Source organism: Acetobacter fallax (assembly GCF_011516735.1).
In the GTDB taxonomy this organism is placed as follows: Bacteria; Pseudomonadota; Alphaproteobacteria; order Acetobacterales; family Acetobacteraceae; genus Acetobacter; species Acetobacter fallax.
This window is the reverse complement of record NZ_WOSX01000014.1, coordinates 17769-31567: the sequence shown is the minus strand read 5'-3', so window position 1 is coordinate 31567 and position 13799 is coordinate 17769. Positions and strand designations below refer to the sequence as shown.

9 protein-coding genes and 1 tRNA gene are annotated in these 13799 nt (G+C 56.8%); 6 read left to right on the top strand and 4 right to left on the bottom strand.

Translation table 11 applies throughout. The features are described from left to right. Window positions 1-27 precede the first annotated feature (27 nt). Both GOB85_RS08955 and thiC read right to left on the bottom strand, forming a co-directional pair. Window positions 28-450 carry a pentapeptide repeat-containing protein gene (locus tag GOB85_RS08955; RefSeq protein WP_173577228.1) on the bottom strand — a complete coding sequence of 141 codons (423 nt, stop codon included), beginning with the start codon at window positions 448-450 and terminating at the stop codon, window positions 28-30. A 276-nt stretch (window positions 451-726) separates the two neighbouring features. Next, the gene (gene thiC, locus GOB85_RS08950) at window positions 727-2580 is read right to left on the bottom strand and encodes a phosphomethylpyrimidine synthase ThiC (protein WP_194298731.1); all 1854 of its coding nucleotides are present in this window, start codon (window positions 2578-2580) and stop codon (window positions 727-729) included. Window positions 2581-3632: 1052 nt separating this feature from the next. Here thiC and GOB85_RS08945 point away from each other — a divergent pair. From GOB85_RS08945 to ung, 3 genes are all read left to right on the top strand, one after another. Beyond that, on the top strand, window positions 3633-4988 hold the full coding sequence (locus tag GOB85_RS08945) for an MFS transporter (RefSeq protein ID WP_173577229.1): 1356 nt from the start codon (window positions 3633-3635) through the stop codon (window positions 4986-4988). Window positions 4989-5320: 332 nt separating this feature from the next. Next, window positions 5321-6072 (top strand): IS5 family transposase gene (locus GOB85_RS08940; protein WP_198912203.1). Its coding sequence is split into 2 segments (ribosomal slippage): window positions 5321-5651 and window positions 5651-6072, totalling 753 coding nucleotides; the frame shifts between segments, so codons are not numbered across the junction. A 79-nt stretch (window positions 6073-6151) separates the two neighbouring features. Continuing rightward, window positions 6152-6853: a uracil-DNA glycosylase gene (gene ung / locus GOB85_RS08935; RefSeq protein ID WP_173577230.1), complete on the top strand. Its 702-nt coding sequence runs from the start codon at window positions 6152-6154 to the stop codon at window positions 6851-6853. Between the two features lie 476 nt (window positions 6854-7329). On the opposite strand, the gene ppa is transcribed toward ung, so the two are convergent. Next, window positions 7330-7854, bottom strand: coding sequence for an inorganic diphosphatase (gene ppa, locus GOB85_RS08930; RefSeq protein ID WP_173577231.1), 525 nt, complete (start codon window positions 7852-7854; stop codon window positions 7330-7332). A 154-nt stretch (window positions 7855-8008) separates the two neighbouring features. On the opposite strand from ppa, the gene GOB85_RS08925 reads away from it, so the two are divergent. From GOB85_RS08925 to GOB85_RS08915, 3 genes are all read left to right on the top strand, one after another. Beyond that, window positions 8009-8082: transfer RNA gene (locus tag GOB85_RS08925), tRNA-Ile, on the top strand. A 107-nt stretch (window positions 8083-8189) separates the two neighbouring features. Beyond that, window positions 8190-9869, top strand: coding sequence for an energy-dependent translational throttle protein EttA (ettA, locus tag GOB85_RS08920; RefSeq protein WP_173577232.1), 1680 nt, complete (start codon window positions 8190-8192; stop codon window positions 9867-9869). A gap of 86 nt (window positions 9870-9955) precedes the next feature. After that, entirely contained in the window at window positions 9956-10462 is a 507-nt protein-coding gene (locus GOB85_RS08915; protein ID WP_173577233.1) for a GNAT family N-acetyltransferase, read from the top strand. Window positions 10463-10786: 324 nt separating this feature from the next. Here GOB85_RS08915 and GOB85_RS08910 read toward each other — a convergent pair whose 3' ends face one another. Continuing rightward, window positions 10787-13606: a Hint domain-containing protein gene (locus GOB85_RS08910; RefSeq protein ID WP_173577234.1), complete on the bottom strand. Its 2820-nt coding sequence runs from the start codon at window positions 13604-13606 to the stop codon at window positions 10787-10789. Window positions 13607-13799: the final 193 nt, after the last annotated feature.

Genomic DNA, 13799 nt, shown 5'->3' with positions numbered 1-13799 from the left:
AAAAAACCACAGATCCGGCAGCCTCCGTCAATGACCACGCCCCCAGCCGGTATTGCCAGCGCCGATATTGCCCACACCGGTATTTCCCCGGCCGACATTGCCGCTGCCCGTATTCCCGGCACCGGTGTTTCCCCAGCCGACGCCACCGTTGACGCCAGGATTCGGCCCGGATGCACTGTTCATGCCCGACTGACCTTCAGCGCCAGTATTACCGGTATTCCCGTTGTTTCCGGCGCCACCGCCATATCCGTTGCCATACATGCCCGGAGAAATAATCACCTGCGCAGGCGGCGGCGGATAACCTTCATACGACTCAGACGGCCCAGGCCTGCTGCCGGCGGAATAATCCCAATGTGTCGAATTCTGCGCAGGACTGGTGGAATAATCCTGAGCCCGGGCAACACAGGCAAGCCCGGTCAGACCGATGATAATTCCAGCGAATTTCCTCATATTTCCTCTCCCTTCTGATCGGATGAACAGCAGGACACAGGAAATATCTTAAGAATTTACGTTTTATGAATATGGCTCGCTGTCTCCAGGGCGCTGCCCCATAAGCACTCCGTTAAACCGCTTTGACGTGGAATAAAGCGGGGGAAGGGGCTGACAACCCCTTCCGGGCGCGGGCAGAGCCTGCCTCACTGTCTTAATTGCCTGCGGGACGCAGCCCAAAGATATGCAAAGGAGTCGCGATCCCATTCTCATTCCGTGAGTTACAGGCGTTCCAGGTTATTCCGCCGGAACGTACACTTTATTCCCCGCATCGCGGAACTCCCGGCTCTTCTGCTCCATGCCGGCAATACGCTGCGCATCATCACGAATGCCCTGGCTGATCCGCATGGAGCAGAATTTAGGTCCGCACATTGAGCAGAAATGCGCCGTCTTGTGCGCTTCTTTCGGCATGGTCTCATCGTGATACGCTCGCGCCGTGTCCGGATCGAGCGACAGTTTGAACTGGTCCTCCCAGCGAAAGGAGAACCTGGCACGACTCAGTGCATCGTCGCGCAACCTGGCAGACGGATGCCCTTTTGCCAGATCAGCCGCATGAGCAGAGATGCGATAGGTAATAACCCCCACCTTCACGTCCTCCCGATTGGGCAGACCAAGATGCTCTTTGGGCGTCACATAACAAAGCATCGCCGTGCCGAACCAGCCAATCATCGCAGCACCGATGGCCGAGGTGATGTGGTCATAACCGGGCGCAACATCTGTGGTTAGCGGGCCAAGCGTATAGAACGGTGCCTCGTGACAGTCGCGAAGCTGCTTGTCCATGTTCTCCCTGATCTTGTGCATCGGCACATGACCGGGGCCTTCGATCATCACCTGACAGCCTTTTGCCCAGGCGATTTTCGTCAGGTCTCCAAGCGTTTCCAGTTCCGCGAACTGCGCCGCATCGTTGGCATCGGCAACAGAACCGGGCCGCAGACCATCACCCAGAGAGAACGACACATCATACTTGCGCATGATGTCGCAAATGTCCTCAAAATGCTCGTAGAGGAAGCTCTCGCGATGCTCCATCAGGCACCAGCTCGCCATGATCGAGCCGCCACGTGAGACAATGCCGGTGACGCGTTCAGCTGTCAGCGGAACATGCGCGAGGCGGACGCCGGCATGGATGGTGAAGTAATCCACCCCCTGCTCGGCCTGCTCGATCAGGGTGTCGCGAAAGACTTCCCACGACAGTTTACTGACCTCGCCACCGACTTTTTCCAGCGCCTGATAGAGCGGCACGGTGCCGATCGGCGTCGGAGCGTTGCGGAGGATCCAGTCACGGATGTTATGGATATTGCGCCCGGTGGAAAGATCCATGACGGTGTCCGCGCCCCAGCGGATCGACCAGACCAGCTTCTCCACCTCTTCCGCCGCCGAGGATGTGACGGCGGAATTGCCGATATTGGCGTTCACTTTCACGAGGAAGTTGCGACCGATGATGACCGGTTCCAGTTCCGGATGATTGATGTTCGCCGGAATGATGGCCCGCCCGCGTGCGATCTCATCACGAACAAATTCGGGCGTGACGAATTCCGGGATGGCCGCTCCGAAATCCTCCCCGTCTTTTCGACGCACGGCAGCCCCTTCCGCAGCCTTCAGGCGACCAAGATTCTCACGGTGCGCCACGTAGATCATCTCTTCCGTGATGATCCCGGCACGGGCAAATTCATACTGCGTCACACAGGTCGCGTCGCCACCTTCCAGCACGGCATGGGGCGCAGGACAGGGAGCGACGAGCCGGTCACCGGTCGCGCCGCCATTATCTTCGGGGCGAACCGTGCGGGGCGTTGCCTTCGCAAAGCCACGTCGTGTCAGCCACTCCGTGCGGATCTTTGGCAAACCGTTTGCGACATCAATGGCGATCTCCGTGTCCGTGTATGGACCGGAGGTGTCATAGAGGCGCAGCGGCGGCTCTTTCGCAGACGGGTCGAGCGCGATCTCGCGGAAGGGCACGCGAATATCCGGATGCTTTTCGGGGCTGGAATAGACTTTGCGCGAGCCCCAGATCGGGCCGGTCGTGACTTTCCCCGGCTCAGGAGCCTGTGTGGATGCGGGTGACTGCTGAAGGCCGTCAGACGTTATATGGTTCATGAAATCTGTCCTCGCGTCTCTGCGAGAAACGGGTCAGGCCCGATATTCTGTCGTCACACCCGGGAACGGTTTCCGGGGCACCACGACTCCGCTCGTGGCAGGACCAGTCCCTCCGCCGGTATTAACCGGATCAGGTTCCCCGGACGCCGTTTCCAGCGACCGGCAGGGTCGCCGCGCCATCCTGAATCAGGACAATAGCGGCCTCTCAGTTCCTTGACGGAACCCCCCTTGGTTCGGTGATGAGTCTCTTTTGTCGCCCCGTCTGTCAATCTTTTCCCGGCTCCGGAACCTGTTCCGGCGCGAGTCTCACGGAAAATTGCGACAAACCATGCCCGCGGCGGCGATGAACCACAGAACGATCATGGCGTGAATCGGAGCCACCGGGCTAGCCTGACAACATCTGAAAACGGGCACAGATATTCTGATTTTTACGGAACCATTATGAGAAAAATGTCATTCTGCTCGTCAGATCGAGGCCATATGTTAACGTCTGGCATAGTTCACATAAGTGTTTCCGTCTTTTCAACATGACAAAAATATTAAATATTATTCATTCAAATTACGATCAGAAAATGTTATCCCCTGCACATTATCAATGTTCGCAGAGGAGGCCAGAGGTCCGGCTTACCCGGTTTTTCGTCCTGGATTCAGATTTTCTCTGACATTCAGCGGCTTCTGTTCAAATCCGGTCTTTACGGGAACGTCGCGCACGCCAATGTGTGCTTCTGCTGTCTGAACGGCACGTTTTTCTCCGTTCCCGTCGCGATAACGTGTTTCCAGCGTTGTTCTTCGCATGACCCGGCGCATCTCCGCGCCATCCGATCGTTTTTCGATCGTTCCTCAAAGTCCGCGTCCTACACGCCCCATCCGGCGTAAGCGGAACGCATTTGCCCCGGCGGCAATACGCGTCACATGAGGTCATTCATCCCCAGATTCCGGACACTGCGTCCCCGATGCGTGCTCCGGAGAACTGCAGCCAGTTTTGAAACTCCGCAATCCGGTGGAGACTTTCTCAGTATAACGGTTGCCTGCGTAAAGAGGAGTATCTCCCCTTGACACAGACAGACCCTCTGTCAAATCCAGCCCCGTCCTTTGCGGAACGCCTCGGCATTCCCGCTCCCCTGTTCTGGGGATTCGTCGGACTTCTGTTTTTCATGATCGGTGACGGCGTCGAGGCCGGTTACCTTGCACCCTATCTCGAAGGTCATGGCATCACCTCGCGTGATACCGCTTTTCTGTTCACGATCTACGGCGTGACGGTTTCCATCTCCGCATGGTTGTCCGGCCCCCTTTCCGACCTCTGGGGTCCGAAGCGCGTCATGTGGATCGGCCTTGGAATCTGGACCGTATTCGAAGTCGCATTTCTGGCTGGCGGTGTTGCGACCAGCAACTACTCAATTATGCTGCTGGCCTATGCGATGCGTGGCTTCGGCTATCCACTGTTCACATACGGCTTTCTTGTCTGGATCGCGGCAGCGACACCGCCACGCCAGCTTGGTTCAGCCGCAGGATGGTTCTGGTTCGCCTTCTCGGGCGGTCTGCCGACACTCGGTTCTCTGTTCGCCAGTTTCGCCATTCCGGTTATCGGCGAGATGACAACATTCTGGGCCTCACTCGGCATGGTGCTGGTTGGTGGCCTGCTGGCTCTGCTGCTCACAAAGGAGCCAGCGGGCAGTCAGCGCCTGGCTCCGAAAGATGTAGCGGCATCCACCATCTTCTTCAGCTCGCTCAGCATTCTGTGGCGTGAGCCCAAGACGTTCATCGCGATGATCGTGCGGACCATCAACACGTCATCCGAATATGCGTTTCTCGTGATCATGCCAGCATTCTTCACGAAGGTAATCGGGTTCTCGCTTTCACAGTGGCTGCAGCTTCTGTCCATCGTCTTCCTGTCGAATATTCTCGTGAATCTGTTGTCGGGAATTTTTTCGGATCGCATCGGACACCGTACTGTCGTGGCTTTCGGCGGAGGAATCGGAGCGGCACTCATGGTGCCGGCATTTTATTATGTGCCCCTGATGTACCCGGGGAATTTCTTCGTCGCAGCCGTGATTGGCGCGCTCTATGGTGCGACGCTGGCAGCTTTCGTTCCACTGTCCGGTCTTGTTCCGCAGATCTGCCCGAAAGAAAAGGCAGCGGCCCTGTCCGCTCTTGGTCTTGGCGCTGGCGCCAGCACCTGGGTGGGCCCGGCTATTGTCACATGGTTTGAATCCTGGCGTGGCATTGAAGGCATCGTCTGGATCTTCTCCGGACTGTATGTGGCGTCGGCCCTTATGACTCTGGCCCTGACGGTTTCACCTGAAGCCCGTCGCCATCTGGACAAGATGGCAGCCCGCGAACGCAAAGCAGCGCAAGCCGCCGCACGCGGTGATGTGGCCGAAGACCTGGCTCTGGGCGAACGCGCCTGACGATCACGGAGCATTTGTCGACGTCATAGCGACATCGAATAGTATGTATCCGCGTGAAGCCGGAGCTCATGATCGTGAGCTCCGGCTTTTTCATGGTGGTTATGATCCCTGCCCGTATCCGGCTTCCCCATGTCATTGCGGAGTTTTTCGTTGCCAGGTCCTGGTGCCCGAAATCTCTGCCTGACGCTGCCCTGCCTCGCCGTAAGCCTTCTGAATGCCCGCATACAAATGCCTGCACAGGAAAATACCGTGCGCCTGGCTCTTTCTGCGATCCGGCCGCCCTAAGGCTTGTGGGGATTCACATGAGGCTTGAGCTATGATTCAAGCTTGTGATGGAACGCTTTGTGCTGACGGACGCCCAATGGGCGCTGATTGAACCCCATTGCCTTGGCAAATCGACGGATCCGGGCCGAAGTGGTCGGGACAACCGCCTTTTCATGGAAGCGGTGCTGTGGATTGTGCGCACTGGTAGTCCATGGCGTGATCTGCCCGCCCTGTTTGGCAACTGGAGCACGGCTTTTCGTCGCTTCAGCGACTGGCGCAATGCTGATGTCTTCGAACGGATTTTCGATGCCCTGTCGGGTAATCCGGACATGGAATATGCCATGGTCGATGCAACGATTGTGAAGGTTCACCGGCACGGCCAGGGAGCAAAAGGGGGACTCAGAGCCAGGCCACAGGCCGCTCGAAAGGCGGCATGACGACGAAAATTCTCGCGCTGACGGATGCCCTGGGTAATCTCGTGCGTTTCCGCCTGATGCCCGGACAGCGCTTCGACAGTGTGGAAGTGCCCCCGTTGATTGACGGTCTCACATTCGATGCCTTCATCGCCGACAAGGCATTCGACAGCAACACCATCATCGCTGAACTGAATGAAAGGGGTGCAACAATCGTCATTTCCCAACATCCGCGACGTTCAAAACCGCTGCCGCTGGATCGGGAAATGTATAAATGGCGGCATCTGATCGAGAACTTCTTCTGCAAGCTCAAGGAATTCAAACGCATCGCAATGCGGGCCGACAAAACAGACAAAAGCTTCAGCGCCATGATCTGTCTCGCCGCAGCCATCATCCATTCACGGTGAATCCCCACAGACCTTAGAGCAGGATTGCAGAAAACCTGCCAACGTCCCAGAAACAAACCGGACGCAAAAAGGAGGCTCCATGACTGAGACCACTATTCAGCTGGACCCGAGCTGGCGTGCAGCCCTGCAACCGGAATTTGATGCGCCTTATATGAAGGAACTCAAGGCGTTCCTTGTGACGGAGAAAAAAGCCGGGAAAGTTATTTTTCCGAAAGGCGCTGACATGTTCCGCGCCCTCAACCTGACACCGCTCGGTTCGGTGAAAGTGGTCATCCTCGGCCAGGACCCTTATCATGGCGATGGTCAGGCCATGGGTCTGTGCTTCAGCGTACGCCGGGGCGTGAGAGTGCCTCCGTCTCTGGTCAACATCTATAAAGAGCTTCAGAGCGATCTCGATATTCCGCCAGCCCGCCATGGTGATCTGACACACTGGGCAAAGCAGGGCGTGCTTTTGCTCAACAGCGTCCTCACCGTTGAACGTGGCCGGGCGGCTTCCCATCAGGGCAAAGGCTGGGAACGTTTTACGGATGCGGTCATCGCCCGTGTCAACGAGCAGAAGACGCCGGTGGTGTTCATGCTTTGGGGAGCTTATGCCCAGCGCAAGGCATCGTTCGTTGACGCCACAAGACATCTCGTCCTGAAGGGACCTCACCCGTCACCACTCTCAGCACATAACGGATTCTTTGGTGGCCACTATTTCTCAAAAGCCAACGCTTTTCTGGAAGAACACGGCCAGAAACCGATCGACTGGCGCCTGCCGGAAGACCCGGGCGAAGACTGATGCTGAGACCCTTGCAGACTGATTTCTGTGCGGCCCGGCCCGTATTCACCAGCAACAACAGGGGCGGAAGCGACAGAGTAAAGCTGGACAACCGGAAGCCAGGACTGTCGACCATGCAAGCCTGCTACATAAGAGGCTTTTGAATGGCTTTGTCAGCGTTACGTGCTGGCATCTTCTCAGGGCTTTGCCCTGGAACCCACCAAAGGTCACAGACCTTTGGAAACCATTTTATTATTAATCAATTGGGGTGAAGGGGTCCGCGATCCCTTCCGGGTTCGGGCAGAGCCAAGTCTTTTGCTAACCCTTTGAAAAATCAAAGATCAACACGTAACGCTGACAGAGCCATTCAAAAACCTCTGAATAAAAAACCCGCACTCCCTTGTCAGGAGGCGGGCTCTTTCTCTGTCACCGGATCTGCAGTTTTCCGTCCGCACAAAAATCTGTCCGGCATAAATTACAGCGTTCCGGGAAAAATTTTATTTCTTCGCGGCTTCCAGGGCAGCTTTAATCAGTTCACCTGCGCGGGCCTTATCACCCCAGCCTGTGACTTTCACCCACTTCCCCTTCTCCAGGTCTTTATACCGGGTGAAGAAGTGCTCGATGGCCTGAATGGTGATCTCGGGCAGATCCTCGATCTTCTCAACCTTCGAGAACTCGGGATGAACCTTGTCATGCGGCACGCAGAGAATCTTCTCGTCCTGCCCGGCCTCATCTTCCATCAGCAGCACGCCGATCGGCCGGGCGCGGATCACGCAGCCCGGTACCACGTCACGTGGCGCCAGCACCATGGCGTCAGCCGGATCGCCATCGGCCGCAAGCGTGCCAGGAATAAAGCCATAAGCTGCCGGGTAAGCCATTGGCGTAAACAGGAAGCGGTCAACGAACAGTGCGCCGCTTTCCTTGTCGATCTCATATTTAACCTGCGATCCCTGAGGGATTTCGATCACGACATTGATGTCGTTCGGCACGTCCTTGCCGGGGGAAAGTTTCGACACGTCCATCAGGCTGCTCCGTCTGCAATAATAGCGGGCGGAGCCTATCCGGGCGGGGACGTATTGCCAAGCAGAAGCGACCGGCTACCAGCAATCAGTAAAGAATTGCTGCACGTCGCATCTTGCAAAAAGTGTTGGGTTGAGCGAATCAGGGGGCGCCTGCGCGCCCGTAGCTCAACTGGTTAGAGCGGGCCGCTCATAACGGCTTGGTTGCGGGTTCAAGTCCTGCCGGGCGCAGGCACACCATATTGCGGGCTTCTGCTCACCGATGTGGTAACCTCGCCTTCAGCATTCCGGTCCTGCATCGGTCGCTTTTCACCGCCCGTCTTTCAGGAGTTCGTCTCATGGCGCCCTATCAATATGTCTATGTGATGAAGGACCTGACCAAGGCCTATCCGGGTGGTCGCGAGGTCTTCAAAGGCATCACCCTCTCCTTCGTGCCCGGCGCCAAGATCGGCGTACTCGGCGTGAACGGTGCCGGTAAATCGACGCTGCTTAAAATCATGGCCGGCATCGATAAGGAATACGGTGGCGAGGCCTGGGCCGCTGAGGGCGTACGCGTCGGTTACCTGGAGCAGGAGCCGAAACTCGATCCTAAGCTGACAGTCGGCGAAAATGTCGCCCAGGGCTTTGGTGACCTTAAAAGAGCGCTGGACCGGTTCAACGAAATTTCGATGAAATTCGCTGAGCCTATGGAAGAGGATGAGATGAACACTCTCCTCGCCGAGCAGGCCGAGCTTCAGGAAAAGATCGACGCCGGCGACGGATGGGAACTCGATCGCAAGCTCGAGATCGCTCTGGACGCCCTGCGCTGCCCGCCTGCCGACAGCCCTGTGGACAAGCTGTCCGGTGGTGAGCGTCGTCGCGTGGCCCTATGCCGTCTGTTGCTCGAAAAGCCCGAACTGCTCCTGCTCGATGAGCCAACCAACCATCTCGACGCCGAAAGCGTCGCCTGGCTGGAAAAAACACTGCGGGATTATCAGGGCACCGTCATGGTCATCACCCATGATCGCTATTTCCTCGACAACGTGACCAACTGGATCCTCGAAATCGAGCGTGGTCGCGGCTATCCGTTCGAAGGCAACTACTCGTCCTGGCTGACACAGAAGCGCAAGCGTCTGGCCCAGGAAGAGAAGGAAGAGAGTTCCCGCCAGCGTGCCCTCGCCGCCGAGCAGGAATGGATTGCCTCCAGCCCGAAAGCCCGTCAGACCAAAAGCCGCGCCCGTATCACGAAATACGAAGAGATGCTGGCCCAGAGTGCCGAGAAGGTTAACGGCACAGCCGATATCGTCATCACGCCTGGTCCGCGTCTGGGCAATGTGGTGATCGACGCTGAAAATCTCAGCAAAGGCTTCGCTGACCGTCTGCTGATCGACGATCTCAGCTTCAAGCTGCCGCCCGGTGGTATTGTCGGTGTGATCGGCCCCAACGGCGCGGGTAAATCCACGCTGTTCAAAATGATCACCGGTCAGGAACAGCCCGACAGTGGAAAGCTGATCGTCGGTGACACCGTGAAGCTGGGTTATGTCGATCAGTCGCGTGACAGCCTTGATGACAACAAGAGCGTCTGGGAAGAAATCTCCGGCGGCACGGATGTCATCTATCTCGGCAAGCGGGCTGTTCCATCACGCGCTTATGTCGGAGCCTTCAACTTCAAGGGTGCCGACCAGCAAAAGAAAGTCGGTATTCTCTCGGGTGGTGAGCGCAACCGCGTCCATCTTGCGAAGATGCTCCGCAAGGAAAGCAACGTTCTTCTGCTCGATGAGCCAACCAACGATCTCGACGTCGACACCCTGCGCGCCCTTGAAGATGCGCTGGCCGAATATCCGGGTTGCGCGGTGATCATCACCCATGACCGCTGGTTCCTGGATCGTCTCGCAACGCATATCCTTGCGTTCGAGGGCGACAGCCATGTCGAGTGGTTCGAAGGAAACTTCGAGGCTTACGAAGCTGACAAACGGCGCCGTCTTGGCGATGCCGCGACTGAGCCAAGCCGTATCAAATACCGGCCTCTGGCTCGCTAAGCCTCACATTCCGGCCCTGACGATGGGTGTGGAGCATTGACGGAAGACAGAAAAAGCCCGGATTTCTTCCGGGACACTTCCCGGTCATGAGTCTCAATACCCTCCGTACGGCTCGCCTGGTGCTGGAGCCCGTCTCCTGGCGCGACATGGACGACATTGCCCGCCTGAAATCGGATGGCGCCGCATTTGGCATGATGCTCGGGGGCGTGCGCAACCGGCAACAGGCTGAAGAGGAAATGGCGTCTGATATTTCCTGCTGGGCCCGCCATGGTTCGGGAATTTTCGCAATCCGCGAAAATGGTCGTCTGGCTGGCATCACCGGAGTTCATGAGCGCCCCGACGGACGCGGGATGGCACTCCGCTTTGCGATTTACCCCTGGGCAGGTGGACGTGGCCTTGCCCGCGAAGCTGCCGCTGCCGCACTCAGACAGGCTCATGCCGCGGGGATTAACCGCGTGATCGCGATCGCCCGGGAAACCAATATCGCATCCCGCAAGGTGCTCGGCGGCATCGGGATGCGTGTCTGCGACCAGTTCGAACGGGACGGTCATGACATGCTTGTTTTCGAAAGTGATGTGAGCGCAGCGGATTAAGGTCTGGTCCTGCTACCTCATACCAGAGGGTCTGGCCTTTGACCTGTGCAGAACTCTGTCAGGGCTCTGCCCTGGAACCCGGCAAAGACTCGCCTTTGCAAACCGTTTTATGATCAGCAGACTGCGGTACAGGGGCCTGCGGTCCACGCCGGGTCCGGGCTGAGCCCGGAAGGGAGCATGGACTCATCCGGAAACTCATCAAAAGCTGACAGCATCCGCAAATTTTACCGCACAGTTTCCTGATCGCCACACATAAAAAAACCGTGGCGAAATTTACTCGCCACGGTTCCTTTAAAAACGCTGACTACTCTGAAGATTCAGAGATCAGGCACAGAGACGAACGCGATCTTCAGACGTCTCGACAAGATACGGACCAGCTGCGGCAATACGGATCGTCAGCATACCCTTCGTATCCGGGGTTCTGTCACCCAGATCCAGAACGGCCTGACCAGCTGTCCAGCGGCTATCCGCATCAGGCTCCATCGCATGCCATCCGGTCGCAGTGCCACCATCCACATGACTGCGAATAACGCGGCGCACGCTGCCATCCTGCAGGGTCACATCGCTGACCAGAACGCCAAGCTGACGACGGTCATCGACAAACGGTCCGATAACATCGGCCGGGCTGCTCGTGCGTGACAGAATACGGATCTGCGTGACGTTTTCCGGCACTTCGATCGTGACCACACCATCCTTCTCGTTGAGACGACGCAGAGCAGTACCCTGCTGTGTCTCAAAGTGAAGCTCCGACTTGCGTGTCGTCGCATGACGAACCGGCGCTGCCAGAGAGAGAGTCTCAACAGCACGGGCGAGAACCCGCTGATGGATGGCTTCCACCACATCGCGCTGCGTCAGAAGCGGTGCAGCCGCATCATCTGCCCAGTTCAGCTGACGGGATGTCAGAGAAACAACGGCTCCGGATGTGAACGAACGACGATGTCCGGTGTCGAGATAACTCTCCGTCGGCGTGTTTTCAGCAACGATCACACTGTGCTGCTCAGCCTCGACGTGGAAATAACGGTATTCCGTGATTGTCCGGTCGTAGAAGATACTTGCACCGTTCACCAGCATACGCACTGGCACGAACCCCCCGTCGATGAAGAGGCAATGCTCCGCCGTGACCAGAAGGTCGCGGGAAGGAATATTCTCTGCAATCGCGTCCTTCAGAATACGAACCGGATACCCGGCTTCGCTATCATCCAGAGCAGGATTCACCACCGTGCTCTTGCAGCCCACCCAGACAACCGGACGAGTCGCTTCACCTGCACCGAGAACAACGAGCTGATCGCCAGCCACCAGATCCTCAACCGCAACGTCCCCACGATCCGTGCGGATCAGCGTGCCTTCCACGAAACAGACATCAGTACCGGAAGTGCTGATAACCCAGTCACCAGCGGCATCCTGCGTAAAGGACGTGCTACCCGGCACGAAGCCCTGCGCCGCGTTGATATCGCTCAGCACAGTGGTGCTGCCATTGCTCAGTCCGATGGTCAGCGTGTAGCTGCCGTCACTGTTCTGCGTATAAACGGCAGAAACAGGCTTCGCTCCGACATCAGCATCAATCGCGAACTGCGTGTTGGTGCTGACATTGTTGAACACCGTTGTGATATCACCGGAAGCGCTGCTCATGACGACGGTGTTGCGTGAGTCGTCGAAGTTGATCGTGCTGCTGTTGCCATTCAGCGCCGTATAGAACGTGCTGTCATCCTTCAGATTGATCGTTGGCAGATCAACACGGATCGGATTCGCTGGCGTGCCGAACGTAGAACCATCAAGCGTCAGCGTACCGCCACCTGCCAGATGGTCACTGTCAACAACAACATTGCCGTCATTATTTGTAACCGTCAGCGTACCATCAATGGCACTCACACCGCCGAGTTCAACGCGGGCAGCCGTGTCTATATTCAGCTGACCATTGCCACGCACCTCGACGCCGGCAGTAGCGAACACATAGCTGTTCGGATTCTGACCAGCAGGCGCGGTAATGGTCAGTGTTGCATCATTCAGAACCGAAAGACTGACGAACTGCCCGACATTGGCCTGACTGAAAACAACATACAGAGGATTGTCAGACGATCCCTCCAGCGTCCCCTGATAGCAACTGTCAGATTGCGGGATAACTCCCAGCTGCCAGTTTGACCCATCTGACCAGTCCGCCGGATTTGTGGCCGTGCCGGCTCCGGTAAAGTGGTCATTCTCCATGGACGTGTGATTGACAACACCGCTGGTTGCATAATCCGACGTATCGCCGCCCGTCTGGCTGGCTGCTGTCGCAACCTGCTGCAGATCTTCATGTGTCGTGGACGTCGTATAATCTGGAGTCGTTGATGCCGCGTTCTCATCGGTGATGACGTAATCACCAGCGGCGTCCTTGGAGATCGTAGCGGCGCCCGGAACGAAACCAGTTGCTACGTTCACATCAGACAATGTCAGCGCATTGCCGTTCGACATCTCAACAACAAGCGTATAGGTGCCGTCGCTATTCGCAGAAAATGCGGCACTGACCGGCGTCACACCGTCATCACCGTTAATCGCGAAATGAGAATTCTCGGAAACACCGTAGATCGGTGTTGAGAGCGTCGAATCATTCCCCTTCAGAACCAGCGTATTGCTCGTCGCCGGATCGAATGTGACCGAAGCGCCGGCAGCATTCCAGCCGGAATAGAATGTGCTTCCACCCTGCAGAGTGACATTCATGCCAGAAACACTGACCGGCGCATCCGCACTGCCAAGTGTCGAGTTTACAAGATTGAGCTGACCATCACCGTTGAGCGAATTACCATCCGCAACAACCGTACCCGGGTTGTTCATAATGGTGATCGTGCCACCCCGGTTCTGGGTATACAGGCCCAGTTCCACAGGCGCCGCCGTATCAATGATCAGTTGCCCCGTGGGGGCAATCTGCATCGCATAAACCGAGAACACGTAACCGGAAGAATCCGCAGAAGCTGTGATCTTCAGCGTGCCATCATCGCCTATAGTCAAAGAATGAATCTGACCGTAGGAAGCGCCGTTCGCTACCGCCGTGCCATCGGAAATATTCGCATCCTGACACGTCGCGCTTTGCGGCACATCGCCATTCTGCCAGTTTGAATCGTCGTAAAAATCCCCGGAGGTCGACCCCGTCCAGTATGCCGTCGCCATATCTCAACAGACCCTTATCGTGCGGAATCTATCGCAGTGACTCCCGCATACAAGACCGAATTTCTCGGGCAAACAGACGGGCAGCAAACGGTTCGTTAATATTATCCTGACAATATTATACACACTTAATTAACCACCATCAAATGTTTGTGTTGCGTATAAAATTCTCGTGAAATATATGGGGCAATGCACT

Coding starts and splice junctions, on each gene's coding strand:
- GOB85_RS08955 (WP_173577228.1), bottom strand. CDS start 450: ATGAGGAAATTCGCTGGAATTATCATCGGTCTGACCGGGCTTGCCTGT.
- thiC (WP_194298731.1), bottom strand. CDS start 2,580: ATGAACCATATAACGTCTGACGGCCTTCAGCAGTCACCCGCATCCACA.
- ung (WP_173577230.1), top strand. CDS start 6,152: ATGACTGAGACCACTATTCAGCTGGACCCGAGCTGGCGTGCAGCCCTG.
- ppa (WP_173577231.1), bottom strand. CDS start 7,854: ATGGACGTGTCGAAACTTTCCCCCGGCAAGGACGTGCCGAACGACATC.
- ettA (WP_173577232.1), top strand. CDS start 8,190: ATGGCGCCCTATCAATATGTCTATGTGATGAAGGACCTGACCAAGGCC.
- GOB85_RS08915 (WP_173577233.1), top strand. CDS start 9,956: ATGAGTCTCAATACCCTCCGTACGGCTCGCCTGGTGCTGGAGCCCGTC.
- GOB85_RS08910 (WP_173577234.1), bottom strand. CDS start 13,606: ATGGCGACGGCATACTGGACGGGGTCGACCTCCGGGGATTTTTACGAC.